Raw genomic sequence first — 1,713 nt, forward strand, 5'->3', positions numbered from 1 at the left:
GAGATCACCCAGGCGCTGAAGGYCTTCCCGACCACGCCCGAGGAGCAGGTGCTGCTCGACCGCATCGCAGAGACGCGCAAGACCTACCTGGTGGCGCGCGACGGGATGATGGCCGCCAAGCGCGCCGGCAACACCGAAGAAGCCACGCGCATCTACGACACCAGCTTCCAGGTCGTCGCGCCGGCCTACGTGACCGTGATGCAGGCCTACGTGGACTACCAGAAGAAATCCATCGACCAGATGGCGAAGCAGATCGATGCCGACGCGCTGCGCGGCCGCCTGCTGATCGGCGTGACCGGCAGCCTCGCGCTGGTGCTGGGCGCCGTGTTCGCCTGGCTGCTGACGCGCTCGATCACGGTGCCGGTGGCCCAGGCGGCGGCACTCGCCGACGCGGTGGCCGGTGGCGACCTGTCGCGCCGGGTCACGGCCGACGGCAGCGACGAGATCGCCGGCCTGATGCGCTCGCTCGGCAAGATGAACGCCAGCCTGCACGACATGGTCACGCAGGTCCGGCAATCGGCCGACAGCATCCAGGTCGCCAGCAGCGAGGTCGCGACCGGCAACCAGGACCTGAGCTCGCGCACCGAGCAGACGGCCTCGAACCTGCAGCAGACCGCATCGTCGATGGGCCACCTGACCGGCACCGTCAAGCAGACCGCCGATTCGGCGCGCACCGCCAACCAGCTGGCCTCGTCGGCGCAAGGCGCTGCCGGCAAGGGCGGCGAGGTGGTGTCGCAGGTCGTCTCGACGATGAACGACATCCATGCCAGCTCGAAGAAGATCGCCGACATCATCGGCGTGATCGACGGCATCGCGTTCCAGACCAACATCCTGGCGCTGAACGCCGCGGTGGAAGCAGCCCGTGCCGGCGAGCAGGGCCGCGGCTTCGCGGTCGTCGCGAGCGAAGTGCGCAGCCTCGCGCAGCGCAGCGCGCAGGCGGCCAAGGAAATCAAGAGCCTGATCGACGCCTCGGTCGACAAGGTCGACTCCGGTTCGCGCCTGGTGGCGGATGCCGGCCAGTCGATGACCGAGATCGTCACCAGCGTGCGCCGCGTCAGCGACATCATCGGCGAGATCACCTCGGCGGCGTCGGAGCAGAGCGACGGCATCGGCCAGGTCAACACCGCAGTGACGCAGCTCGACCAGATGACGCAGCAGAACGCCGCGCTGGTGGAGCAGTCCGCCGCGGCCGCCGAATCGCTGAAGGAGCAGGCAGTGAAGCTGTCGGGCGTCGTGTCGGTGTTCCGGCTGAGCGCCTGACCCACCCCGGGCGCGCCTTCGGGCGTGCCGTGTCCCCCTTTGTCCCCCAGGAGCGCTGCATGCAGTTCAGTTTCCGCAACGCCCGCATCGGCACCCGGCTCGGGCTGGTCTTCAGCCTGCTGGTGCTGCTGATGGTGCTGGCCACCGGCTACAGCGCGATCAAGCTGAAGCAGACCACCTCGACGCTGAAGCGCCTGTCGGCCACCGAATGGCAGATGACGCAGCTGGCGCGCGACTGGAATGCACAGGCCGCGATGAACACGCTGCGCGCGACGACGAATGCACGCCTGGGCACCGGTGAGTTCTCCGACGAGCTGACGAAGCAGTCGAAGGCCACCTCGGCCGCGAACGCCGAGACGATCGCGAAGATCGAGGCGCTGGTGTCCGACCCCGAGATGAAGGCGCTGTTCGACAAGGCGGTGCAAGCGCGCAAGGTCGCACTCGCGTTCCATC

General features: G+C 68.4%; 2 protein-coding genes. Both read left to right on the top strand.

From position 1 onward, the window contains the following. Window positions 1–1,260, top strand: a 1,260-nt coding sequence (locus AC1D15_RS30620) for a methyl-accepting chemotaxis protein (protein WP_477828992.1), incomplete at its 5' end; no start/stop codon positions are given. Window positions 1,261–1,319: 59 nt separating this feature from the next. Further along, window positions 1,320–1,713, top strand: a 394-nt coding sequence (locus AC1D15_RS30625; protein WP_477828993.1) for an MCP four helix bundle domain-containing protein, incomplete at its 3' end; no start/stop codon positions are given.

This window comes from Rhizobacter sp. P2_H2 (assembly GCF_056403375.1).